The sequence below is a fragment of the Sinanaerobacter chloroacetimidivorans genome, from assembly GCF_018128545.1.
Lineage (GTDB): Bacteria > Bacillota > Clostridia > Peptostreptococcales > Anaerovoracaceae > Sinanaerobacter > Sinanaerobacter chloroacetimidivorans.
The window spans coordinates 13604-38676 of sequence record NZ_JAGSND010000014.1 but is presented as its reverse complement, the minus strand read 5'-3'; the positions used below and the strand labels follow the sequence as shown (position 1 = coordinate 38676).

The window sequence follows — 25073 nt, the reverse complement described above, 5'->3', positions numbered from 1 at the left end:
ATCTGCCTTGCCTTATTTTATCTGAGACCCTTGCCTCATCTTCTTTTGGTAAGCAATGATAGAAATGAACTCAAAAACTATATTACTGCCTAAAAATGCAGTAATTTGAGTCGGATCAAAGCTTGGCAAGACTTCAACCAGGTCATATCCTACAAAATCAATATCCCTCAGTTCCCGAATCATATCCAATGTTTCATAGCTTGTGAACCCGCCCACTTCAATGGTCCCGGTACCGGGAGCAAAGGCAGGATCTACAAAGTCAATGTCAAAGGTAAAGAACGCCTTGGTTTTTCCGACTCTTTCTATGATTTGCCTTGTTACCTCCTGAAGACCAAGCTTCCTCATTTCGAAAGCGGTGATAACATGAAAACCCAGTTCACGAGATCCCTTCAGATCCTCCGGCGAATAAAAGGTTCCCCTCATCCCTACCTGAACAGAGTGCTCTACATCAAGAAGTCCTTCTTCCAATGCCCTTTTAAACACGGTTCCATGATTATACTTATTGCCAAAATAGGAATCTATCGTATCAAAATGCGAATCGAAATGAACCAACGCAAGAGGTCCGTGTACCTTCGCCGCAGCTCTCAATTCACCAAGGGTAATGGAATGATCTCCCCCCAGGCAAATAGGAATCACACCAGCTGCCACAATGGGATCCAATCCTGCTTCGATTCTTGTATAGGTATCTTCGATATATCCCGGAACAACCGGAATATCGCCGTAATCAACACCGGAAAGCCATTCTGTTACATCGACATCCTGGGGAACATTATAGGGTTTGATCAGAGAGGATATTTCCCGTATTGCCGAGGGTCCAAATCTTGCTCCGGTTCTGTAGGTTGCCGCTGTATCAAAGGGGATCCCAATTACCGCATAATCAATATCCTCTACCGTTTTTACATTGGGTAATCTCATAAAGGTTTTCACTTCAGCAAATCTAGGGATTTCTAAAGAATTGATAGGTACGTATTTCATAATTCCTCCTTTATACGTTTACATTTGCAATTATAAATTACGCAACATCTATGCCAATTTAAAAATGACCGGCCTCCATTACTATCCTATTGGAATATCAATCTTTTATAACATATAGTACGCATCCTATAGAATTGATGAGAGGGCCCGAAAATGCAAATATGCATTTTCGGGCCCTCGTCCGTACCTTTCTTTTACTATCATTTAAACGAAATCTTATAACTAAATGCAACGATGCACCTTAAATGCATTTATGCATTTATCAACATTCTCATTTTTCAGCCCAATAGGCCTTTGGTACTTTATATTTATGCAGCTTACGTCTCATGGTTGTAGGATCCATCCCTAACACTTCTGCCGCTCTTAATACACTGCCTTTCTCTTTGATACAGTCCAACAGAAGTTTTTTATCGTATTCCTCCAGTTTCTGCCGGTAGCTTTCAGCCGAACCCGCTTGCTCCTTTTTGCCGATCAAGTTTTGGAGAACGCCGAATTCATCCTCTTCGGTAACCATCATTCTTTCAATTATATTTTCCAGTTCTCTTACATTCCCCGGCCAGTCATACTGCAGCATCATCTCGATTACCTGCTTGGAGATCTTTTTGTCCAAGTTATAACGGCTATTTATTTTTTCTGTGATATCCTGGATTAAAGGTATCATATCCTCTCTTCTTTCCCTTAAAGGAGGGATAAAAATAGGCACCACATTCAGTCGATAATAGAGGTCCGGACGGAAAGTTTTGTCTTTCACCATCTGCTTTAAATCCCCGTTGGTAGCCGAGATAAAACGGACATCAATGGAAACGGCCTGCTTTCCCCCTACTCTAACAATTTCTCTGTCCTGAATGGCTCTTAACAATTTAGGCTGCAGATGCAGGGGCATATCTCCGATTTCATCAAGAAATACAGTGCCCCCGTTGGCGAGCTCAAGAAGACCCACTTTTCCGCTTTTTTCCGCTCCCGTAAAGGCTCCTTTTTCATACCCGAACACTTCCGACTCAAAAAGGCTTTCAGGAATGGCACTGCAGTCAATTTTTATGAAAGGTCCTTCTTTTCTGCTGCTCAAGCGATGGATGTACTTGCTCAGAACACCTTTCCCGACCCCGGATTCGCCGCTTATCAGAACAGTAGAATCAACCTTGGCAACCATTACTGCCAGATCCTTTATTTTCTCCATGTTTGGGCTCTTTGAAATAAACCCAAGGTTTTTCAGACTCTCCAGTCTTAATAAACGAATCTCCTCCTGATATTTTTCGGTAAGTTCTTCTTTTTCAGATAATGCCTTCCTTAAAAAATTCAATTCCGTAACATCCCTGGAGTTTACGACTATCTTGTCAATTTTACCATCTTTGTAAATTGGGGTGCCTGTAGCCAAAACGGTATTCCCGTTCTTCACCTTTTGAATAATGGTAGCCGCCGCATTGGTCTCAAGGACCTTTAAGGTCACCGATTCCGAATAGATTCCCTGGTCTACCATTTCCCTGATATTAAACATATAGGCATCCTTCATGGTAATTCCTTCAATTCTTTCACAGGCTTTGTTAATATAAAGAGTATTGCCGGCACTATCAAGAATGTGAATCCCATCATATGAAGATTCAAAAGCTGTTTGAAAGATGTCAATTTGTTCTAACAATTCTACCTCACTGGATACGGCTTTGATTTCTTTCATTTTCGGCTCCTCTTCCCCCTTGCTCCTGTTTCTTATGATTTCACCAATTATATCTTAGAAATCCAAAAAAATCAATGCTCTAACCGACAAGAAAGAGTGAACTGTATATTGACAGAACTCACATTTTAGGAGTAAAATGAATTTACTGACCGACGAGTCAGAAATATGAACGAAGTGTGAACAAAAAAGAAAGGATTTGAGATTACATGAAGAGAATTATTAGTACAAGCCTTGTTTTGTTACTCATATTAGGAGGAATATCGGCGGCATTTGCAGCAGAAAAACCGGCGGACAATACTGCCAGCCCATCTGCCGTGACTTCTGAGGCCGTAGCGGCAGCAGACACAGCAACACCCGCAGCAGTAGAAGGGGATACCTCCACCACCCCTGCCGTTACTGTGATTCCTGATATGAATTTCACCGGACAAGAGGTGAAGCTTTCCTTGGAAGCTGCCTACAAAAAAATGCTGGCAGACAGCCCAGGGGCAAAGTTGGCTGAGCTGAACAGACAGAGCGCAGACGGAGTTGCCAAGGGTTATGGAGAATCGGTACAAACGTTAAAGCAAATGGAAAAATCAGGTTCCTGGGCTTATGATTCCTCAAATAAAGAGATGGCAAAAGCAAACAGAGAGTATGCCACTGCCCAAGGGCCCAAGAATTACGAGGCAGAGATCAATGATTTAAAAACCAATACACTGAAAAATTACTATACTTTAAAAGAGCTTGAAAATCAGGCAAAAATAGCAAAAGACAACCTTGCTTTAAAGGAAAAGCTCCTGACGAATACCCAGTTAAAGTTCAAGCTGGGTACGGTATCCAAGAACGATGTTCTTCAGGCTGAGATTTCCGTAAATGAGGCAAAGGATCAGCTGCTGGCTGCTGAAAATGGATTAAAAACCATGAAGATGGCTTTTAATCAGTTTATGGGCTATAATTTAATGCAAAATGTAACCCTTACTGATATTATTAAAGAAGTTCCTTTATCAAGTAAGTCCCTTGCTGATTCCATTAAGGGAGCTCTTGCCAGCCGAAATGAAATTTCTGAAGCAGCCTATGGCTTACAGGTAGCAAATCTGGCATTTAAAAACTATACCGCTTACCCAAAAAATTCTTCCAAATATATCAAAGCGCAGATGGATGTTTTGAAGGCAGAAACAGGATATAAAAATGCGCCGCTAACGGTAGAAAGCGATGTCAGAAATAAATATATGGAAATGAACCAAAAATATGCAGCTGTACAGACCGGGAAAAAGACTGTGGAAAACGCAAAAGAAACCGAAAGGTTGGCACAGCTCCAGTACGATGCCGGAATGGCAACCCTTTCCGATGTGGAGACGGCCCAGCTTGGTTATTATAACGCACAGCTTACCTACTCAAAGACACTGCTGGAGTATAATCTTGCCGTAAACGATTACGAGCTTTCAAGCGGTGTTGGAACAACGCCGGCATTGATTCCGTAAGAGGTAACTCCTAGCCGGAAACATGTCGAAAGATCTCCTATTTTTGGATGTTAATAGCTATTACCAAAACCCGAATCATATTTTACAATATAGAGCATAGAATGATAGGGTGGACAAAAATAGAGAGGAGATCGATTACATGAACATGGAGAACCAACAGCAGGACTTTTATTTTGAAGAAAGTGAAAAATTCTTCCAATCTTTGAAGGAAGAATTTGAATATAGTAAAAATGAAAAAGTAACTGAAAACGATGAACTGCCCTTTTGGGCTTCGCAAAGATAAAAGTGATGAATAATAAAACGCCTTATGATTACATAGGGCGTTTTTTCTGATTTATTTTAAATTATATTTATTTTTTAGTTTAAGGCGGTTCCGAAGTTGTTTCCTTTTGTAGTTATTTTTTATTGAACAATCACGGCTCTTGCTTCATTCATTTTGGTCTGAGACTCCATGGCAAAATACAGGAAGGTTTCCGCCAGCATAGAGTAGTCCGCATCCGAAGCGGCAAGATAAGCGATATTTTCAAGAACCAGCACATAATATTCCGTACTTTCCGCAAAAGCCAGGAGCTTTTCATGAGCCGCTTTCTCTTCGACCGTGAAAGAAGACAGATCTATGGATTTGATTTCAACGGTAATTGCCTGTGCTCTCACATAGTTTTCACTGGCAGATGCCGCAATGACCTGCTTATCCTCGGTGGTTTCGGCAGTTTTCAGGTTTGTGATCTTTGCCGTAGCTTCATAATACAATGTCTCTTCTCTGTCATAGAGGTCTTTTAGCTTTGCTGCAGCTGCGCTGATTTTTTCAGCTGGTTCCTGCTCCTTTGGTTCCTCCGTATCTTGTTTCCCATCCCCGATACATATTTTTTTAGCAGCTGCATCCCAGGTTATAGGCTCATTCATAAGGTTGGATACGGCTCTCACCGGCAGATAGGTGGTACCGTTATAGATGATCGGGTATACGGTCGCACCGTTGACATCCTGAAAGGATTGGATGACAAAGTCATACATAACCAGAACATCCGGTTTCGAATATCCCGTTACCAGACTTGAAGCAGCCGTTATCTTTTCAGTATCCTTTTCATCGGCGGAAATGGCAGCACCGGTAGGGATTGGTGCTGAAGATTTATTTGGATAGGACAGTGTCTTTCCGATAAACACGGTCTTACTCCCGCTGTCCCACTCGATAGGTTCCTTCATTAAGGCGGAAACCGCACGTACCGAAAGATAGGTTGTCCCATTGTATATGATGGGATAGACGGTTTCACCTTTTATATTTTTAAAAATCTGCCTGACACCGTTTAATTCCACCGTAACGTCCGGCTTCAAATAAAGCATGACTTTCTTCTGTACGGCTGTGCCGGAAGCATCGGCGTAAACTCCTATGGTGCAGGTATTGAGTAGTAATGCCACTGCTGCAAATAAAACTGCAAATCTCTTCATGTCCTTTTCCCCCTCTATACGCATCTTCCCGGATGCGATTCCCAAATACATCTCTACTATAAACCACAATCAGGACAAGGTCAATAAATAAAAGTGCTAATTTTTACAATTCCTTAGCTTTCCCTCAGGGCTGACCTAGGGCTGCAGCAGCTCCATCAGCGCCTCTTTGGACAAGCTGCCCAAGCCTGCCATGTCATCCTTAATGATGGCATCAGAGAGATCCTTTTTGCTCTCCTGGAGCTTCAGTATTTTTTCTTCAACAGTTCCTTTTTCTATCAGCTTATAGACCTGTACGCTGTTCTTCTGACCGATCCTGTGGGTTCTGTCCGTAGCCTGATTCTGTGCCGCAATGTTCCACCAGGGATCATAATGGATAACCACATCAGCCCCGGTTAGATTCAAGCCGGTTCCTCCGGCTTTTAAAGAAATCAGGAATACTTTTGTTTCATCCTGATTAAAACGCTCCACCAGTTCCATTCTCATTTCCTTTGAAGTGGCGCCCGTCAGAAGATAGTGAGAAATCCCCTCTTCCCCCAGCCTGCTCCGAAGCAGCTCCAGCATGGAAGTAAATTGAGAGAAAAGAAGAACTTTATGCCCTGCCGATGTCGCTTCCGCCACCAGTTCCAAACAGGCCTCCAGCTTGGCACTCCCCTCCTTATAATCCTCGTAGCATAGGGAAGGATGACAGCAAAGCTGACGCAGCCGGGTAAGCAAGGCTAAAATCATGATCTTGCTGTTTTCAAAACCTTTTTCCTGAATATTTTGGTTGATTTCCCCCTTTATTCTTGCCAGATTGGCAAGGTAGAGTTTCTTCTGTTCTCCCTCCATCTGAGAAAAGACTACAGTTTCGATCTTTTCCGGCAATTCCTTCAGAACGCTGGTCTTTAAGCGACGAAGCATGAAAGGAGCAACCTGCTTACTCAGCATGGCGATTTTTGCCTGATCCTGGTTTCTGACGATCTCTGTTTCATAAGAATCTTTAAATTTTTTATAGCTGAATAAATAAGCAGGCATGAGAAAGTCAAAAATGCTCCAGAGCTCGCTTAATCGGTTCTCGATCGGGGTTCCGGTGAGGGCAAAACGCTGCTGACTTCGGATCGCCTTCACTGCCTTCGCATTTTGGGTGCCGTGATTTTTGATATATTGAGCTTCGTCGATAATATGATACCGGAACAGAATCTGCTGATACCGTTCTACATCCCGTTTCAAAAGGTCATAAGAAGTAATGACGATGTCTGCATCGTCAATTTCTTTTATTAAGGCTTTTCTTTCCTCCAACGTTCCGATGACTGCCAATGCTTGCAATTGGGGGGAAAATTTCTGAATCTCGTTCTGCCAGTTTAAAATCAAAGAAGAAGGGCAGACCACCAGGGCCTTACTATCCTCATCCTCCTCCTTTTTTGAGAGTAGCAGGGAAATAATTTGCAGCGTTTTCCCTAAGCCCATATCATCTGCCAGGATCCCCCCAAAGCCAAAGCTGTCCATGGCAGCCAGCCAACGAAAGCCGTCTTTCTGATATTCTCTCATAATGCGGTCCAGGCTTGGCGGCACCGTAAAATCACTTTCGTCAATCGCCTTCATGTTCCTGATCAGGTTTTTAAAGTGTCCATTTCTTTCAAAGGTGATATTATCCGATGCTTTCAGCAATTGGTTCAGGTACATGGCTCTATATTTGGGTACGGCAATTCGGCCTTCATTCAATTCCTTTTGTGATAGTCCGAGCCCCTCTACCATTTCAGACAGTTCGGAAAAACCGGCATCCTCCAATTTTATAAAGCTGCCGTCCTTCATCCTGTAATATTTTCTCTTTTGTTTATATTGACTCAAAGCAGCCATGGCTTCACTCAGCGGAAGCCCTCCCGTGTCCAGTTCTATATTCAGGAGATCACTTTCCAGTTGTACTCCTACGGTGATCTGAGGCGGCCTCTTGATTCCCATACCTTTAAACCGTTCCGAGGCAAATACCTGGCCCAGCTTCAAAAATTCTCCCAGCCCTTCGCTGATAAACTGATAAATCTCTTCATCCCCCGTCAAGTAAAGAAACCGATGGGCAGGATCCTGATTCTTAAAAAATTTCTGTACGATGGCGGCTATTTTTTTCTCTTTTTTCTCATCTCTGGTGATCCCTTTGGATACATAAGAATCCAAAGAGTTTATATTGATTTCCAATTCTCCATATTGATATTTCACCACAGCGGTTACCATATCATGCTGGGGTGCATCCAGATAAAAAGCAGTCTGCAGCTCATCGGGAGCAAACTCTTTCAGTTCTTCAACGTCACCTCTGATCTCTGCATACTCTTTCAATTCTGACAAGACATTGATGCAGAAAGAGGCCATGTCTTCATTTGAGATGGTAAGCAGATATCGGGATTCCAGCTTTGCCTTGATAATATCCTCCAGTTTTCGTGAGAAATCCCGGCTGCATCGGCAAAGGGTATTGCTGATGCCCTGTTCTCTTCCATATTGGGAATGATCACTGCAGTACAGGTAAATATGGTTTTTACCAAGCATGTAATGGCAATCCGGCAGCAGTAAAGCATAGCCTTTCTGCTTTTCAAGCTTCTTGATTTCCAGATAAAATTCCGGGGTCCTGTCCTGAAAAAGTGCTGCCTCCGTACTGCCGTTCACACTGATGTTGACCTTGTTGTTTAGATAAAGCTGAAAAAATTCGTCGAGGCCATAGGGCAAAAGTTTCATATACTTCTTGTCACCTGCAAGGCCATAACTTCTGATTCCATAATGATAGCCATAACGAGTTGCCGAGTTGATGCCTTCTGTTGGATATTGGGTTTTATCCTCCAATTTCTGAAGGACAAAGTTCACCAACGGCTGGGACTCTTTTTCAAAAGAATTGATATGATGCAGCAAATCCAACTCCTTGCCATAGGAAGTCCGGCTTCTTGTCTTCATATGATTGCAGAAGGTTTCCAGATTCCTTACGACATACTGCCTGCCGCTCCCCACAGTGATACTTAAAAATGCCTCGCCGTCCTCCAATTCCAGTTTGGGAATCACCTTTACATTCTCGTCTGAAGTAGCCTTTACCACTTCATCCATTACGTAACGGTTGATCAGCGACTTAATCCTTGGATCGGTATATACGGCTGGGGATGAATTTTGATTTTTTACCGGTTTATATCTCTCATGAAATTCGTTGAGTTCTTTCAGTACTTTTATCTTCATTTCTATATCTTCTTTGGTTTCCATTCCCTGATAATCATTAAAATCCTGTGTATGATTCAGAAGAAGCTTTGACTTTATATGCATGAAAGGTTGTCCTCCATCGATTTTATGAATTCAATTCCATATCAGTTTATAATTTTATTCTATCTCTTAAAATTATACCACAGAATCCCCTTCCAAACCTCGAATGTGATATAATTAGTAAAACTGTTTATACTATCATGGACGATCAAACGAAAGAAAAAACATTTTATAAGGAGGGATATGGGATGAAAACATTATGTAAATATGCGCAGAAATACAAAGATGAGATGAGCGTAGCGGATATGGCATTGCTGAAGGTTTGTTTATGCTCGGCTGGAATCCTGTGGGGACTGGCGATCCCCAGAAAGCACAAAAAGAAGACGGCTGCCTGGGCGAGTATTTTCTTTGTGTTTAGTTATGCGCCGCTGATCACGAAATTATTAAGAATTGTATCCGATGATCCGGAAAAGAAATTATTATAATCAGGTTCGTAGTATGTATATTATAATTTTATTACAAATAAGTTAAACTAATAAAACATGTCGTTTTTTAGCACCTCTTTCAGGGGTGCTTTATACTATGGTAGAGAAGGTGGTTAGCGGGATTGTCGTAAACCAACCTTCCATCACACAAACGACAAGAAAATAAAGGCGTGAAATATGCCTTTTTGTTTGTGAAAAATAGAAAGAGGATAAAAAAATGAATATGTATTATTATGCTTATCTGGATGACAGGGATATCGTTACAATGATTATTGCACTCCCCTCACAGATAACGGATAACAAATATATTTCGATTCCGTCAAACGACCAAACTCTGATTGGCAAGAGATACAACAGAAATACCGGTGAGTTTGAAGACGTTATTTTATTCTATTATGCAGTTCTTGGAGAGAAAGATATTGTTACGGAAGTAATTTCTTCAGAAACAGAAATCACGGATCCGAATAAAATCTTAATCCAGACGAATGACACTTCTTTAATTGGTAAATGGTACAACAGACAAACAGGCCAATTTCTCGTTCCGCCTATTCATATCCTGGCGGAATTGGATACGAGGCAAATTAATGTACAAGGTGAAGATAAATGGCTGCAAACTGAGCTGGATGAAATCAACGAAGGTCTCGCGGATGCACGTAACGGAAATTTTGGAGGGTATAAGTGTTCTTTTGAAATAAAAGACAATCAGGAAACCACGGCTGAATGGACCTATTCGGGTACCAATACCGGAAAACGGTATACTTTTAACTTTGATACAGGTATACCGGGGTATTTTCCAAAGATGATTCGCCTGGTTGATAGCTATTTCAGCGATGATATTTTAGTGGCAGAGTTTTATATTGTTAAAAATTCGGACGGTACTATTAAACGTTCTTATGTAGATAAAAACTATTTAGGCATTCCTTTAGGTTCCGGGGAGACCGTGGCCAAAAAATATACCCAGCATGACGAAAGGATAACTGTTGATGATGTGTTTCGAACGGGAAGAGAAAGCAATGGCAGATTATATGATGAAGGCGGCTCTTCTTTCTTCCAGAAATATACCAACCCCAGCAATTCTTATGTCAGCGTAGGATATTTTAGCTATACTGAAAATTCCTTTTCTTTTACCCTGGAAGTTTCACAAAACCTTATTGGATATTTTACAAGTATTGATATAACCGGTTATGTATTTTAGTCAATAAAGGCAGCCTCCCGGCTGCCTTGCCTCTCAATATGGTAATGTTAACCATTAAGAATACTAAAGATTACTGTCGTATCATCACGATGCTTAAACCGAGGATACTGGTTATAATCCGGATCCGTATCCTGAATATCAAACAGTTCTTTCACCATATCAGACAAGTCCTCCTTAGCCATCTTTTCATGAAGCTCATCAAAATTCCTTACCAGGTAAAAAGTATCGCAGATTTGGGCAAACCCATCAGACATCAGTGAAACACTTTGTACCTCCTGAAGCGGAAAAGTCAAATGTATTCCGTGCGCAATGCCTATGCCAGTGGCATCCAAAGTCCAATATCCCTCTTGGGTGTTTTTTTTATTTCGATTCTCAATTAGGAAAGGGATTATTTCATTTTTGGCTTCTCTAACAGTAACTGCCTTTTTTCTGGCAAGTTCCGCCATGGTTGCGATTACCTTCTGGTCCATTAAGGTAATGGTATCTTCATGGATTGTTCTTATACTGCCATCCTGAAATTGAATGGTTGCCGTACAATCGCCCAAACCATAATATTCCAGAAGAGTACCGTTGATTCGAAAAATTGATATGCTGGCAGATGGGCTAAGATAAGCTTGTCCTCGGCTATGCTCAATAAGTTCAGCATGCTCAGAGTCAGAGAAGGTCTTGTCTATTGTATAATTCTCCGATATTCTTACAGCTTTTTGTAAAATTTCTTTTGTATTCTTTGAAAGATCCTCTAAACATGATTGAAGCCGTTCTCCCACAAGGGAAACAAATCTTGAGGCTTCCGTTCCTTTTTCATTTGGTTTTCTATTTCCCAATCCCGTTGCCCCATCCAGTACAAATAAAAATGAATCCGAATAGCCAACATAGTCTTCGTTAATGATATTTCCTGGTTTTGATATGTACTTTATAGATTGAAACACAATAGAAGCCCTCCTGCCATCACAGTAAGCCCTGCCAAAAACACAACGATATTTCTGCCTCGCTTTCCTTTTTCCAAACCATGTAGAATAACCCCAAAACCAGAAAAGACACAAAGCAATGCCCCCATAAGAACGATAATGAGTCCTGCGGCTCCTGCGAAGGACTTTTCAGCCAAATTTCCAGCAATGCTGATGCTTCCTATAGTAAATCCGATAATTCCGGCAAAGAGCCCCAGAAATTCCAGATTCTTTATGGTTGAGTTCTCTATTTTCTTGGTTGTTTCTATCAGCTCTTGCTGCACTTTTTGGTTCTCTTGCTTTATTCTTTTTTCATAATGCTCTACAAGATTCTTAATCTGTTGATTCTGCATTCTTGCCAAAATCGACAGTTTATGATATTGGTAGTTTCCGATGCGGATAGCATAATCCCTCTCGGACGAATCCTCAAAATCGATAGCATCCTTGATTGACTCCATCGCCTCATCGAAATTACCCATTAACGCCAAAATTCTACCTCTGGTACAAAAGAATTTCGCGTAATTCTGTAGTTGAATAGCCTCCTCTACAGCGTAGAATGCCTTGCTTAGCCATTCCTGCTTCTGCATGTTTTCAGCTTCACCATTCTCTATCACTTCTGTTTTGGTATTCTGATAGGTGTCCTTTAACTCATAATACGTTGCAGTAAGATCTGCGAATATATGTAGAATCCCTGCATTGGAGGGCATTTTGCTGATATTCTGGTGGCCTTGAATCAGATTTGCCATAGTAGGTTCCTTTCTGGCATTTCCGATAAGAGAAAGAAGTTCTATGTGAGAAAAGCTGATATGGTGTTGAAATCTGGAACGCTGAGAGTTAATCAAAAGTTCCAGTTGTGTATAGTCATGATCCCTCCGATAATAAATATTCAAACAGACAAAGGCAGCATAGGCAATGGTTTCATCCTCATTTTCCATAAGCTGTTTTAACCAGTATGTAAATTCAGGGTTTTGTTTTTGAGTCACTAATTTTGTAATAGCTAGTTCATATTCTCTCCTGGATTCTTCCGGAAGCTGCTTCATAAATTCCTTCAAATCTTCTATAGTTTCCATTACTACCTCTGTTTTCATTTCTATAGAGCCTTCTTTCTTTTGTTTTTCATAATTCCGATAGAAAACGCGTATGATAAGTACAATCCAAAATTTGTATTGTCCATTGATCCATCTTATTATATAATATTATAGCTGCAAATGCTTAAAATTCAAATAAATATTCATTCTAATCAGGAGGAGAACAAATGTCAAAAGGGACGAAGGATATAAAGAAAAATGAGAAAAACCAAAGTAAGAAAGAAGCGAATAAAGTTAATGACAATCTATATAATCACTCATCGAAGGACTATCTGTTTAACATGAGCCTGGCGCCGGGAATTAAGGAAAGCACTCATTGGTTCCAAATGCTAGTGGCAGCATTTTTTACAGCTGTGATTATCATGATTACTAGAATGCACACCTATCAAAGACCAATGGAGCAGTTTTTTTGGAGCGGAGGAGACAATAACCTCACTGACTTCTTCAGCTATTATAAGATGGTGGCCATTCTCGTCTGTGCAATCCTGGCTTTAGTGTTGCTTTTATATAGAGTTTTTACCCAAAGTTTTTATATAAAGCGAAGCTTTGCTTATATTCCGATGATAGTATATTCTATACTTGTATTGCTATCCTATATTCTTTCTGATTATAACTTATTTGCTCTCTGGGGTTGGAATGACCGATTTGAGGGGACCTTGACTTTATTAAGCTATATGGTTCTTCTTTTCTTTATTATTAACTCAGTTAATTCAGAGAAGAACGTAAAATGGATCATTTACCCCTTGGCTGTAACCAGCACTCTCTTAGGATTATTGGGTATAACGCAAGCACTGGATCATGACTTTTTCCGAACAGCCATTGGAAAAAAACTAATTACGCCCAGTTGGTTTTGGGATCAAGTAGATAATTTAAACTTCACCTTCCAAAATAGAGAGATTTATCAAACGGTATATAATATTAACTACGTGTCCTTCTATCTCACATTGCTCATCCCACTCTTCGGATTGCTTTTCATTCGATCCCTTATGCTGGGAAAGGAGGAACCGGTTTGGAAAAAAGTCCTTTGGGCGGCATTATTTACATTGCAGGTTTTCAACCTAATAGGATCTGCTTCCTCCGGGGGTCTGATGGGTATGGCAGTGGTTGTTATTGCTGCTATTATAGTTCTAAATAAAAAAATCCTAAACTGGTGGAAACCAGTGGCGATGTTGTTGATACTGACAGTTATAGTGGCTGGATTAAGTTATGAACGATGGGTACCTGAGCTTACTGGTGCTATTAATAGCGTGCTTGGAAGGCAGGTTGTTCAAGATACTAAGGAAGAGGGAATCTCACAGGAGATTGAAGAAGTTACTTCTTCTGGGATAACAGAATCTGCTGATGAAAGACACACCATAGATTATATGGTAACATCAGGTGATGCAATTGAAATCAGTTTTAATGGAAATGAAATTATATTTACAACTTATCCTGAAGATCCTACTGCCCTAAAAGTCAATGATTCTTCTGGTGAAAGGCTATCTATTGTTCCGACCAATATTTCACCGATTTATAAAGTAGATGATGAAAGATTTAATCGGATTACAGTAAGACCTGCTCAGGATGATTCTGGAAATAACTATATTGTTATTGGCACTGACGGAAATGAATGGCCTTTCCAGCTTACAGAAGAAGGTCCAAAGTATTTTACAGGTTTAGGTAAGCTTATGGATCTTCGTAGAGTTCCTTCCATAGGCTGGGAAAATAACTTGGAATTTGGTAGTGGGCGTGGTTACATCTGGTCCCGAACTATCCCGATGTTGAAAGAGACTCTAATTTTGGGGCATGGGGCAGATACTTTCTGTATTTATTTCCCTCACGATGATTATGTAGGAAAGTATAATTCAGGGACATTTAGCAACGAAATTAATATTGTAGTCGATAAACCTCACAACATGTATTTCGGAGCTATTATCGGTACAGGCGGTATCTCAATGCTGGCATTATTAGCACTTTGGGGCATATATATAATACAGAGCTACCTGATCTATAAAAAAGAACGATATCATAGCTTTGTCTCCTATGTTGGAGCTGGCATTTTTTTGGGAATATGTGGTTTCCTTGTCTCCGGGCTTGTAAATGACAGTACCGTATCCGTAATGCCTATGTTTTATGGTTTACTTGGTACAGGGATTGCAATTAACATGATGCTAAACAAAAGGAACGCTTCAGTAGAATAATATAACAATGAAAGGTGAAGTCCATGAATAGATACCAAGTGGTTAAGCAAATACTGGATTTCTTATTTGCCGTATTATTGACCATCATACTATTACCTTTACTTTTATTGATCACGATCATCATAAAACTGGATTCTAAGGGTCCGGTTTTATTTCGTCAGAAAAGAGTTGGGCAAAACGGAAAAAAATTCATGATTCTCAAATACAGAACCATGCGAACTGATACGCCTAAAGATATGCCTACTCATTTATTTCAAAATGCCGAGAGCTTTATTACACGTTCGGGTAGTATACTAAGGAAGTCCAGTTTGGACGAACTACCTCAGCTTTTTAATATTCTAAGAGGTGAAATGTCCTTTATTGGGCCAAGACCGGCACTATGGAATCAGTATGATCTTTTAGAGGCTAGGGAAAATCAAGCTGAAAAAAGCGGAGTAAGTGCCAATGCTGTAAAGCCGGGGATAACCGGCTGGGCCCAGGTAAATGGCAGGGACGAACTTCCCATTGACGTTAAGGCTGATTTGGATGGCTATTATGCAAAAAATCTAAGTTTAATACTTGATATAAAAATTTTATTTATGACCATCGGAAGTGTTTTAACGAGCAAAGGAGTCTCTGAAGGGGGCCCTAAGCACTCTTAATTTGGTACAGGAGATAAAAAATATGCTATACATTACTGGGATAACCGGTCATAGCGGCAAATGGTTCTTAAAACGTCTGGAGGCGGAAGGGTACAACGGTAAAATTCGTTGTGTTATGAGAGAAGACGAAAAACATGCACCTGAAAAGTATAAGATTTTTGATGGGTGCAAACTAGATGTTGAATATGCCGTTGGCCAATTAGAAGATGAAAAATTTTTAGAGGATTCCTTAAAAGGAGTAACCACTATTGTTCACATTGCAGGTATAGGTTTATCAGAGCAACTTGTATCTTCTGCAATAAAAAATCAAGTGGACTGGGCAATACTAGTCCATACGACGGGACGTTTTTCAAAATACAAAAGTGCTTCCGAAGAGTATATAAGGATGGAAGATGGGATTTTGGAACGATGCAGCGCTAATAATCAAGGTGACCGTGTTCTGAATTGTACCATATTAAGACCTACTATGATCTATGGTTCCTCCAAGGATAAGAACATGTACAGGCTAGTAGAGTATCTAAGCAAACATAGATTTTTCCCTCTGTTTGGTAACGGAAGCAACCTTATGCAGCCTGTCCATGCCAGGGATCTGGGAAATGCTTACTATGACGTAATTACCCATTCCGAGACCACGAAAAACAAGCAATATGACCTATCAGGCAAGGAACCTCTCTCTTATCTTAGCATTATACTGATAATCAAAACTTTCCTTAACAGCAGGGTAAGAATTATAAAGCTTCCAATATCTTTATCTATTTTAGCTGCAAGAGTATATAATGCCGTCTTTAAAAACGCTATTATTACGGTAGAACAGGTTATGCGGATGCAGGAAGATAAAGCCTTTAATCATGAAGCTGCAGCCAAGGACTTTGGTTACAGCCCCATTTCCTTTGAAGCCGGAATCCAGGAGGAGATTGAAGAATATTTAAGTGGAGTTCGTGTGGATTATACCGATATTAAGTATTAGACTCTAAAGAAAAAATTCGGTATAATGTTTATAAATATTAAGAAGAAGGGGGAGGGTGATAAGATGTCTAACCTGAAGGAGGTCCGGTGGAAACAGCGATATGAAAATTTCCGGAGTTCCTATTTACTTCTGGATAAATATGTTGATCAGGAGGAGTTTTCCGAATTAGAGCAGGCAGGTCTCATTCAGATTTTTGAAACCACCTTTGAATTAGCTTGGAAGGTCATGAAGGATTACCTTGAGTCTGAAGGCTATCAGGTAAACTCCCCTAGAGAAGCGGTCAAAAAATCATTCGAAATCCAGTTGATTGAGGATGGAGAAATATGGCTGGAAGCTTTAGCACATAGAAATATCACGGTTCACACCTACGATAAATCAAAAGTGGAAGAACTGGTTTCTATTATAAAAGATGACTACTTTCCATTATTAGAAGCTCTTCACGATACTTTAACGGAGGAATTGGAATGATGTTCGGGCTGAATGAAAATGAGGTTCAAATCATTCAACGTACCCTGGCTGAATGTCCGGAGCTCGAAAAAGCTATTGTTTTTGGCAGCAGAGCTATGGGTAATTATAAGACCGGATCGGATATTGATTTAGCACTGTTTGGAAAAGGAATAAGCCGCAAGACAATACTAGATTTATACGATCAATTAAATGAAGTATTAAATTTGCCATATCATTTTGACATTATTGATTATCATGGAATCACTAACGAAGCTCTAAAAAAACATATCGACGACATCGGTATCTCTATATGGGAAAATAAAAATTTTAAATAATTATGGGGAGACTTTTATGAAGCTGATGGTTATCAGTCAATATTTTTATCCGGAACAATTTCGTATCAACGATGTCTGCTTTCAGTTAGCCGAGATGGGTCATGAGGTTATTGTCCTTACCGGTTTACCGAATTACCCCAGCGGTAATATCTTTGATGACTATGAGTGGGACTCTCTAACGACAAAAAGTAATTACTCTCCAAAATTAAAGGCTTATTTGGAAGAAATCAATGGTGTAGAGATTATTCGATCCAAACTATCTCCCCGTAAAAGTGGAAAGAAGAATTTAATTTTGAATTATCTCAGCTTTGCATACCATACTTCCAAAATAGCATATAATTTAGCCAAGAAAAGTTTGGAATCCTTTGACAAGATTCTGGTTTTTCAATATTCTCCTGTTACCATGGTACTGCCTGGAATTATATTAAAAAGGAAGCTGAAAAAGCCTCTTTATTTATACTGCTTTGATTTATGGCCGGAAAGCATCGTTTCTGCTGGTCTGCCAAATCATGGTGTACTTTATCAGCTAATATATTTTCTAAGTAAATGGATTTATAAACAAGCAGATAAAATTTTCATTAGCTCTAAAAACTTTCGTACCTACTTTCAAAATAAATTAGGTATTTATCAAAATATTTATTACCTTCCAATCTACGCGGAAGCCTTGTTTTCTGCAGTTACCAATACTGTTGTAAAGAGTTCAGAGGATCAAGAAAATAATATAAATCTGGTCTTTGCCGGTAATGTTGGGGAAATGCAAAGTGTCGAAACAATTATAGAAGCCGCCAAGCATTTGGAAAGCTGCAGCAATATTCACTTTCATATTGTAGGGGATGGATCTGCATCGGAAAGATGTATCCAAATGGCTAAAGACCTGAGTGTAAAAAATATAACCTTTCACGGGAGACACCCTTTGGAAGAAATGCCCTATTTTTATGAAATGGCGGATGCTTTTCTTGTTACACTGAAAAAGAATGAATTTATTTCTTATACGTTACCTGGTAAGGTACAATCCTATATGGCTGCAGGGAAGCCCCTGCTGGCTGCCATTGACGGAGAAGTCTCTGAGGTTATAAAGGACGCCGAATGCGGGCTTTGCTGTCCAGCCGAGGATGATGAAGGATTAGCCGAGATTATTCTTGAATTCGCTCAGGATAAAGAAAATCGCCGGAAATACGGCGATTGTTCCAAAGCATATTATGAGAAAAATTTTTCGTCTGAAGCTTTTTTCAGTTCTTTAATCAGTTATCTTCAAGAATAGACGAAATTTTGTAAACTCCTAAAATAGAGATAGAAGGCAATTATTTGTCCCAAATTACTTTATTGATAATCTTAGTATAGCTTTGAATGATTTTTACAACCTTCATCGAAACTGTTTCATCCTCATAGTCGTAAGGAAGACTAAAATCCTTACCAACCGGTACCGATGATACGGCTAATTCAATCGCCTGCTCGATGTCTTCTGTCTGAATTCCCCCGATAACAATGGTGCCCTTGTCAAGGACTTCCGGCCTTTCCGTTGATGTTCTAATCAGTACCCCTTTAAAGCCCAGCATGGCACTTTCTTCTGAGAGAGTTCCACTATCCGAGAGAACACAAAAAGCGCTCATTTGCAGCTTGTTATAATCCATAAATCCTAAAGGCTTAATATTTCTCACCAACGGATGAAATTGAAAACTTCTCTTTTCTATGAATTTCATGCTTCTTGGATGAGTTGAGTATATGACTGGAAGCTGATATCGTTCAGCCACATTGCTGATAGCGGTCATTAAGGACATGAAGTTTTCTTCCTTGTCTATATTTTCTTCCCTGTGGGCGGATACCAGGATATATTTTTCCTCTTCAAGTCCTAAACGTTCCAAAACATCACTGCTCCCAATCTTATCCCGATGCTTTGCAAGAACCTCCTTCATAGGAGATCCGGTAACGTAAATATGTTCTTTCCGGAATCCCTCCGAAAGTAAATATCTTCGGCTATGTTCCGTATAAGGTAGATTGATATCGGATATGTGATCCACAATTTTGCGGTTAATCTCCTCCGGAACATTCTGATCAAAGCACCGATTTCCTGCTTCCATATGAAAAATAGGAGTTTTAAGCCGTTTTGCAGAAATCGCTGCCAAGGCCGAATTGGTATCGCCAAGAATAAGTAGGGCATCCGGTTTTATATCTGCTATGATTTCATAGGATTTGGATATAATATTTCCCATGGTTTCACCCAGATGCTCCCCAACACACTCTAAATAGTAATCCGGTTCTCGAAGCTCCAGATCCTCAAAAAATATCTGATTTAAGGTATAATCCCAATTTTGGCCCGTATGCACCAGGACGTGCTCAAAATGTCTGTCACAGGCTTTTATGACCTCTGAGAGCCGTATTATTTCCGGTCTGGTACCTACTATTGTCATAACCTTAAGTTTCTTCATTTGTTTAACCTCACACCTGCAAAAAAATTGTATCCGGCTTCTCCGGATCAAAGGGCTCATTTGCCCACATGATGGCAACCAAATCCGTTACGCCGATATTCGTAATTGTGTGCGTATAACCCGGAGGGATATCTACAACCTCCAATTTATCTCCGCTAACTTTGTATTCTATAATTTCTTCACCATCCACTTTACGAAATCTAATGACACCTTCTCCGCTAACGACTAAAAACTTTTCATTTTTTGTATGATGCCAATGGTTTCCCTTTGTTATACCCGGCTTGGAAATGTTAACCGAGACCTGTCCTCTATCAGGAGATTTAATAAACTCGGTAAATGACCCTCGATCATCCATATTCATCTTTAGAGGATAAGAAAACTGATTTTCGGGAAGATAGCTCAAATACGTACTATATAGCTTTTTAACGAAAGATTCCGCCATGTTAGGAACAATCAGATTATTTCTTGATTCTCTAAAAGCATAAAGTAAGTCAGCCAGCTCTCCCAGCTTTACCGGGTTCACCGCCATTACATAGTACAATCCATCATTAGCACAGCATTCTTTTCCTTCCATGGCAGAAATAAATGTTTTAACTACATCATCAATATAAACAAGGCTTATAATATGTTCCCTGTCTCTGATTGTAATAGGAATATCATTGGATATGTTATGGCAGAAGGTAGCGACTACACTGTTATAATTAGGCTTGCACCACTTTCCGAAAACATTCTGCAGGCGATATACATATACCTTTGAGCCTGTCTCTTGCTGATAACAAAACAGCAATTCCTCACCGGCTTTCTTGCTTTGTCCATAAGGATTGTCCTGTAAAGCCTGAATAGAAGAAGTGATCAGAATTGGGGATTTATTATGATTCTTTTTGAGATAGTCAAGCAGCAAGGAAGTGAAACCAAAGTTCCCTTCCATATATTCTTTTTCGTTATCTGGTCTATTGACACCTGCCAGGTGAAATACAAAATCACAGTCTTTCGTGTAGTCAAAAAGAGCATCTTCGGATTTATCAACATCATATTCATAAATCGTTTCATATTTTTGATTTTTCAGTTCTTCTATCAGATTTTTCCCAATGAAACCATTCGCACCTGTAACAAGTATCTTCACTTCAATTTCCTCCAGGCATCCAGTTCTAACCTGATTTCCTCTATTTGCATCAGTTTTTCTTTAATCTGCTTAATATTGAGCAATTCTGTATTATTGGAGTTAAATTCTGACAGGGTACTGCGTTCCTTTTCTCCAGAAATAAAATATTTATCATAGTTTAAATCCCGTTTATCAGCAGGTACTCGGTAAAAGCTTCCCATGTCTATTGCATGAGCGCACTCTTCGTTGGTAAGAAGTGTTTCATACATTTTTTCGCCATGACGGATACCAATAATCTTGATATCATTATTAACGTTAAAGAGTTCTTTTACAGCCTGCGCCAGATCACCAATGGTGGAAGCCGGAGCTTTTTGAACCATGATGTCTCCACTTTCAGCATTTTCAAAAGCAAAAAGTACTAACTCTACAGCCTCATCCAAGCTCATAATAAACCGGGTCATATTGGGGTCGGTTATTGTCAGAGGTTGTCCGGATTTGATTTGTTCCACAAAAAGTGGAATAACAGATCCTCTGGAGTACATGACATTGCCATACCGGGTACCGCAGATTAGGGTTTTTTTTTGGCTCACGGTTCTTGCTTTTGCAATCAGCACTTTTTCCATCATAGCCTTGGATGTTCCCATGGCGTTAACCGGATATGCTGCTTTATCGGTTGAAAGGCAGATGACCTTTTTAATACCTGCTTCAATTGCCGTAGTCAGGATATTATCGGTCCCTATTACATTGGTTTTTACTGCTTCCATAGGGAAAAACTCACAGGAAGGTACTTGCTTTAATGCTGCAGCATGGAAAATGTAATCTACTCCATGCATTGCATTCCTTACGCTAGCAAGATCCCTTACGTCTCCTAAATAAAATTTCAGTTTGTCATTATTATATTCCTTTCGCATATCATCCTGTTTTTTTTCATCACGTGAAAAAATACGGATTTCTGTGATATCCGTTTTTAAGAATCTATTTAAGACGGCATGTCCGAAAGAGCCGGTACCGCCGGTGATAAGTAAGATTTTGTTTCTAAACATAAAGAAGACCTTTCTATTTATTTAATAGGTTTACTAGTAGCTTAATATAGTTTCCATATTCTGTATTTTTATACTTATCCGCTATCGCTAATAGCTGATCGCTATTGATAAAGCCTTTTCTATAAGCAATTTCTTCTATACAAGCTATATATAAACCTTGTCTGTTTTGCACAGCTTCAACATAGTTGGCGGCTTGTAACAAGGAGGTACTATTCCCTGTATCTAACCAGGCAAGTCCTCTTCCAAGAAGCTCAACCTTCAGATTTCCTCTTTTCAAGTATTCCTCGTTAATACTAGTTATTTCAAGCTCTCCTCTAGCTGAGGGCTTAACATTTTTTGCAATTTCAATTACATTATTATCATAAAAATACAATCCTGGTATCGCATAATTGGATTTCGGATGCTTAGGCTTTTCTTCTAGAGAGATTATACTACCGTCTTCTGCAAATTCGACAACTCCATAACTGGCAGGATTATTAACATAATAACCAAAAATCATAGCCCCTTGCCTTATAGATGCTCCTTTTTCAAGAGAATCACTAAAGCCTTGTCCATAAAAAATATTGTCACCAAGGATCAGAGCTACATGGTCTTTCCCAATAAAGTCCTCCCCAACTATAAAAGCATCCGCTAATCCTCTTGGTTCTGCTTGCTCCTTAAAAGAGATTTTTATTCCTAAATCATTTCCGCTTCCCAAAAGTTTTTGAAAACTTCCTATGTTTTCAGGATTGGTAATAATGAGTATATCCTTAATCCCTGCTAGCATTAAAGCAGATAATGGATAATATATCATAGGTTTATCATAAATCGGCAAAAGTTGCTTAGATACGGCTGTTGTGATTGGAAAAAGCCTGCTTCCTGTTCCGCCTGCCAGAATAATTCCTTTCAAAAAAATACCCCCTATCTGTTTAAATACATCTTGTCGTAATAATGTTTATATTCACCGCTGATAATATTATCCCACCATTCTCTATTATCTAAATACCAGTGAATTGTCTTTTGGATACCTTTATCAAACTTTGTTGAAGGTACCCAGCCTAAATCGTTATAAATTTTATTTGGATCAATAGCATACCTCATATCATGCCCGGGCCTGTCCGTAACGTAGGTGATTAGAGATTCTGATTTCCCAAGAATAAAAATAATTTCTCGTACAACATCAATATTGGCTTTTTCATTATGTCCACCAATATTGTACACTTCCCCTTCTTTTCCATGATGTATAATCAAATCAATAGCTTGACAATGATCCTCTACATAAAGCCAATCTCGGACGTTTTCACCTCTTCCATATACCGGTATTGTCTCATTTGCTAATGCTCTGGAAATAACTAGCGGAATAAGCTTTTCGGGGAATTGATATGGCCCATAATTATTAGAGCATCTTGAAATTGTAACAGGCAGCTTATATGTTCTATAATAAGCCAAGACTAGGAGATCTGCAGATGCTTTTGATGCAGCATATGGGCTAGAAGTCTTGATAGGTGTATCTTCTGTAAAGAATAGAGCGATTTTGTCAAGCGGTAAATCTCCATATACTTCATCTGTTGAAACCTGATGGTATCTTCTAGTATTAAATTTTCTGCACGCATCCATTAGAACCTGAGTTCCTAAAATATTTGTAGAAAGGAATATACCTGAGTCTTCAATGGAACGGTCGACATGAGATTCGGCTGCAAAATTTACTACGATATCGAAATTCTTTTCTTTAAAAAGTCTATAAACATTAGCCTTATCTGTTATATCCCCTTTTATGAATTCAAATCCGCTTTTACCTAAAGTTTCGCTTAAAGTAGATAAATTCCCCGCATAGGTCAGACTGTCTAGGCAAACGATCTCATAGTCTGGGTACTTCTGCTGCATATAATAAATAAAGTTACTGCCAATAAATCCAGCTCCGCCTGTTACTAGAACCCTCATCTTTATCTCCTTTTTATTTCATCAATTTGACGTAATCATCATAATTGTTAATATATTCATTTGGATTATATTCATTATCAGAGAACACTAAAAGTACATTATCATCCGAAAAATCTTTCATAGTCTTCCATAAGCCTTTTTCAATATACAATGCTTTAGTGGGGCTGTCTAACTTGTAAGTGGTTCTCTGAAAACCATCATCTACCTCAACAATACAAGAACCATTAACACTTATCATAACAAAACTCGAGTCAATATTAGAGTGATTGCCTCTTATTGAACCATATTGTGTTTTGTAAATATAAAACACTCTTTTTATTCTAAATGGAATCTCACCTTCACTATTTAAAACGATTAATCCGCCTCTGTTATCACCTAATTCTGTTAGTTCGTACTGATAATGTCTTTTACTATTTGAATCCATAACTTAACCCCTAAATTGATTAATTATATTTATTACATAGTCAACTTCAGCTAATGTCATTCCATCAAATATAGGAAGTGATACAACTGTATTAGCATATTCTTCAGCTAATGGATAATCTCCCGTTTGATATTGTAAATACATGTATGCGTCCGAAAGGTATGGTGGTATTGGATAATGAATCTCTGTTGTGATTCCGTAATCTTGTAAATATTTTCTAAAACGTTTCCGATTCTCAACTCGAACAACAAAAAGGTGCCAAATGCTTGTTGAGCCTTTTCTAACGTTAGGCAAATAAACAATAGAATTGTCAATTCCTTGTAAATAACGCTCTGCAATTTTTATTCGATTCCTTTTTAAATCATTAAAATGCTTTAATTTTATACGAAGTAAACCGGCTTGGAGTTCATCTAAACGAGAATTGAATCCCTCAATTTCATTATTATATTTCTTATTGCTTCCATAATTCCTTAATGTTGCTATTTTAGTCGCAAGGACCTCATTATTAGTAAGCACTGCTCCCCCATCTCCGAATCCGCCCAAATTCTTAGTTGGATAAAAGCTAAAGCATCCTATTTGCCCGAAAGTTCCTACATTTTGGTTATTATATTGAGCAAAATGAGCCTGTGCACAATCCTCAACTAAAAACAATTTATACTTATCACATAATTCTACAATGCGTTCCATTTGAGAAGCTTGTCCATATAAATGTGTCACTAATATAGCTTTTGTTTTAGAAGTGATTTTTTCTTCTATCCGATTAACATCTATATTGTAATACTTATCAGGTTCTACAAAAACTGGAATTGCATGATTATGTGTCACCGCTAAAACTGTAGCGATATAAGTATTCGATTGAACGATTACTTCATCACCTGTTTCAATTCCGAGTGCAAGTAAGCTTAATGTAAGTGCATTTAACCCATTATCGACACCGACACAATACTTTACTTCATTAGCTTCCGAGAACTCGTTCTCAAAGCATTTTACCTCCTGTCCGAGAATGTACCAGCCAGATCGAAGAATCTCTAATGCTTTTGATTCATATTCTGCTTGAAATAAATTATATCCTCTTTGAAGATCATTAAAGGGGACGATCATGTTCTTCCTTCTCCT

23 protein-coding genes are annotated in these 25073 nt (G+C 39.2%); 10 read left to right on the top strand and 13 right to left on the bottom strand.

The features are described 5' to 3' along the window. Nucleotides 1-12 precede the first annotated feature (12 nt). Nucleotides 13-975, bottom strand: a complete 963-nt coding sequence (gene speB / locus KCX82_RS16985; protein ID WP_227019689.1) for an agmatinase — start codon at nucleotides 973-975, stop codon at nucleotides 13-15. Between the two features lie 271 nt (nucleotides 976-1246). Continuing rightward, entirely contained in the window at nucleotides 1247-2647 is a 1401-nt protein-coding gene (locus KCX82_RS16980) for a sigma-54 interaction domain-containing protein (protein WP_227019688.1), read from the bottom strand. 206 nt (nucleotides 2648-2853) lie between these two features. Between KCX82_RS16980 and KCX82_RS16975 the strand changes: the two genes are divergently transcribed. Continuing rightward, entirely contained in the window at nucleotides 2854-4107 is a 1254-nt protein-coding gene (locus KCX82_RS16975; RefSeq protein WP_227019687.1) for a TolC family protein, read from the top strand. A 139-nt stretch (nucleotides 4108-4246) separates the two neighbouring features. Then, nucleotides 4247-4390 carry a hypothetical protein gene (locus KCX82_RS16970; RefSeq protein ID WP_227019686.1) on the top strand — a complete coding sequence of 48 codons (144 nt, stop codon included), beginning with the start codon at nucleotides 4247-4249 and terminating at the stop codon, nucleotides 4388-4390. Between the two features lie 119 nt (nucleotides 4391-4509). Here KCX82_RS16970 and KCX82_RS16965 read toward each other — a convergent pair whose 3' ends face one another. Next, complete coding sequence (locus KCX82_RS16965) at nucleotides 4510-5550, bottom strand: copper amine oxidase N-terminal domain-containing protein (protein ID WP_227019685.1); 1041 nt, start codon at nucleotides 5548-5550, stop codon at nucleotides 4510-4512. Between the two features lie 135 nt (nucleotides 5551-5685). Then, the gene (locus KCX82_RS16960) at nucleotides 5686-8820 is read right to left on the bottom strand and encodes a DEAD/DEAH box helicase (RefSeq protein ID WP_227019684.1); all 3135 of its coding nucleotides are present in this window, start codon (nucleotides 8818-8820) and stop codon (nucleotides 5686-5688) included. A 185-nt stretch (nucleotides 8821-9005) separates the two neighbouring features. Here KCX82_RS16960 and KCX82_RS16955 point away from each other — a divergent pair, with 185 nt between their 5' ends. Both KCX82_RS16955 and KCX82_RS16950 read left to right on the top strand, forming a co-directional pair. Next, nucleotides 9006-9242: a permease of phosphate ABC transporter gene (locus KCX82_RS16955; RefSeq protein ID WP_227019683.1), complete on the top strand. Its 237-nt coding sequence runs from the start codon at nucleotides 9006-9008 to the stop codon at nucleotides 9240-9242. Between the two features lie 217 nt (nucleotides 9243-9459). Further along, the gene (locus tag KCX82_RS16950; RefSeq protein ID WP_227019682.1) at nucleotides 9460-10437 is read left to right on the top strand and encodes a hypothetical protein; all 978 of its coding nucleotides are present in this window, start codon (nucleotides 9460-9462) and stop codon (nucleotides 10435-10437) included. A 47-nt stretch (nucleotides 10438-10484) separates the two neighbouring features. Here the strand turns inward: KCX82_RS16950 and KCX82_RS16945 are convergent, their stop codons facing one another. Together KCX82_RS16945 and KCX82_RS16940 are read right to left on the bottom strand one after the other, a co-directional pair. Next, nucleotides 10485-11366: a protein phosphatase 2C domain-containing protein gene (locus tag KCX82_RS16945; RefSeq protein ID WP_227019681.1), complete on the bottom strand. Its 882-nt coding sequence runs from the start codon at nucleotides 11364-11366 to the stop codon at nucleotides 10485-10487. Continuing rightward, nucleotides 11351-12472, bottom strand: a complete 1122-nt coding sequence (locus KCX82_RS16940; protein WP_227019680.1) for a hypothetical protein — start codon at nucleotides 12470-12472, stop codon at nucleotides 11351-11353. The genes KCX82_RS16945 and KCX82_RS16940 overlap by 16 nt, the downstream gene beginning before the upstream one ends. A gap of 167 nt (nucleotides 12473-12639) precedes the next feature. On the opposite strand from KCX82_RS16940, the gene KCX82_RS16935 reads away from it, so the two are divergent. The 6 genes from KCX82_RS16935 to KCX82_RS16910 all read left to right on the top strand — a co-directional run bounded on the left by KCX82_RS16935 (nucleotide 12640) and on the right by KCX82_RS16910 (nucleotide 18303). Then, nucleotides 12640-14652 (top strand): O-antigen ligase family protein, encoded by a 2013-nt coding sequence (locus KCX82_RS16935; RefSeq protein WP_227019679.1) that lies wholly within the window; start codon nucleotides 12640-12642, stop codon nucleotides 14650-14652. A gap of 23 nt (nucleotides 14653-14675) precedes the next feature. Next, the gene (locus tag KCX82_RS16930) at nucleotides 14676-15293 is read left to right on the top strand and encodes a sugar transferase (protein WP_227019678.1); all 618 of its coding nucleotides are present in this window, start codon (nucleotides 14676-14678) and stop codon (nucleotides 15291-15293) included. Nucleotides 15294-15315: 22 nt separating this feature from the next. Then, nucleotides 15316-16260, top strand: a complete 945-nt coding sequence (locus tag KCX82_RS16925) for an SDR family oxidoreductase (protein WP_227019677.1) — start codon at nucleotides 15316-15318, stop codon at nucleotides 16258-16260. A gap of 63 nt (nucleotides 16261-16323) precedes the next feature. After that, nucleotides 16324-16728 (top strand): nucleotidyltransferase substrate binding protein, encoded by a 405-nt coding sequence (locus tag KCX82_RS16920; protein ID WP_227019676.1) that lies wholly within the window; start codon nucleotides 16324-16326, stop codon nucleotides 16726-16728. Continuing rightward, complete coding sequence (locus KCX82_RS16915; RefSeq protein ID WP_227019675.1) at nucleotides 16725-17042, top strand: nucleotidyltransferase family protein; 318 nt, start codon at nucleotides 16725-16727, stop codon at nucleotides 17040-17042. The genes KCX82_RS16920 and KCX82_RS16915 overlap by 4 nt, the downstream gene beginning before the upstream one ends. 16 nt (nucleotides 17043-17058) lie before the next feature. Then, nucleotides 17059-18303, top strand: coding sequence for a glycosyltransferase family 4 protein (locus KCX82_RS16910; protein WP_227019674.1), 1245 nt, complete (start codon nucleotides 17059-17061; stop codon nucleotides 18301-18303). A gap of 40 nt (nucleotides 18304-18343) precedes the next feature. Here the strand turns inward: KCX82_RS16910 and wecB are convergent, their stop codons facing one another. Genes wecB through KCX82_RS16875 form a run of 7 tightly spaced genes read right to left on the bottom strand, consistent with a single transcriptional unit; the run spans nucleotide 18344 to nucleotide 25058 of the window. Continuing rightward, a complete protein-coding gene (gene wecB, locus KCX82_RS16905; protein ID WP_227019673.1) occupies nucleotides 18344-19468 on the bottom strand; it encodes a non-hydrolyzing UDP-N-acetylglucosamine 2-epimerase in 1125 nt (374 codons plus the stop codon). A gap of 10 nt (nucleotides 19469-19478) precedes the next feature. Next, complete coding sequence (locus tag KCX82_RS16900; protein ID WP_227019672.1) at nucleotides 19479-20591, bottom strand: capsular polysaccharide biosynthesis protein CapF; 1113 nt, start codon at nucleotides 20589-20591, stop codon at nucleotides 19479-19481. Then, nucleotides 20588-21613, bottom strand: coding sequence for a polysaccharide biosynthesis protein (locus tag KCX82_RS16895; protein ID WP_227019671.1), 1026 nt, complete (start codon nucleotides 21611-21613; stop codon nucleotides 20588-20590). Before KCX82_RS16895 ends, KCX82_RS16900 begins: the two co-directional genes overlap by 4 nt. A gap of 13 nt (nucleotides 21614-21626) precedes the next feature. After that, nucleotides 21627-22502: a glucose-1-phosphate thymidylyltransferase RfbA gene (rfbA, locus tag KCX82_RS16890; RefSeq protein WP_227019670.1), complete on the bottom strand. Its 876-nt coding sequence runs from the start codon at nucleotides 22500-22502 to the stop codon at nucleotides 21627-21629. Between the two features lie 11 nt (nucleotides 22503-22513). Further along, complete coding sequence (gene rfbB / locus KCX82_RS16885; protein WP_227019669.1) at nucleotides 22514-23533, bottom strand: dTDP-glucose 4,6-dehydratase; 1020 nt, start codon at nucleotides 23531-23533, stop codon at nucleotides 22514-22516. Between the two features lie 13 nt (nucleotides 23534-23546). Further along, nucleotides 23547-23957, bottom strand: a complete 411-nt coding sequence (locus KCX82_RS16880; RefSeq protein ID WP_227019668.1) for a sugar 3,4-ketoisomerase — start codon at nucleotides 23955-23957, stop codon at nucleotides 23547-23549. Nucleotides 23958-23960: 3 nt separating this feature from the next. Beyond that, entirely contained in the window at nucleotides 23961-25058 is a 1098-nt protein-coding gene (locus KCX82_RS16875; RefSeq protein ID WP_227019667.1) for a DegT/DnrJ/EryC1/StrS family aminotransferase, read from the bottom strand. Between the last annotated feature and the right edge of the window lie 15 nt (nucleotides 25059-25073).